General features: G+C 68.8%; 1 pseudogene. It reads left to right on the top strand.

Features of this window, described 5'->3' with window-relative positions:
* A pseudogene (locus tag ACSNOK_RS33540) lies at positions 1–365 on the top strand (transglycosylase SLT domain-containing protein); the annotation flags it as partial.

Genomic DNA, 365 nt, shown 5'->3' with positions numbered 1-365 from the left:
GCCACCGCGCAGGCGAAGGCCGAGGCCGCCAAGGTCAAGGCCGAGGCCAAGGCCAAGGCCGACGCCAAGGCGAAGGCCGAGGCGAAGGCGAAGGCGGACAAGGAGCGTGCCGAGAAGCAGGCCGCGAACCGCTCCACCGCCCGCAAGCCCATCGAGAAGCCCGCTGCCGCCCCTGCGCCGAAGGTGTACGCGGACGACCTGGAGGGCTGGATTTCCGAGGCCCTGGACATCATGAAGGCCAAGGGCATCCCGGCCTCGTACGAGGGCGTGAAGCGCAACATCATGCGGGAGTCGACCGGTAACCCGCGCGCGATCAACGACTGGGACGTCAACGCCGTCAACGGTGTGCCGTCGAAGGGTCTGCT

Source organism: Streptomyces sp. URMC 126 (assembly GCF_051386555.1).
In the GTDB taxonomy this organism is placed as follows: domain Bacteria; phylum Actinomycetota; class Actinomycetes; order Streptomycetales; family Streptomycetaceae; genus Streptomyces.
The sequence above is the reverse complement of the archived record's forward strand: the minus strand, read 5'-3'. Positions and strand labels throughout refer to the sequence as shown.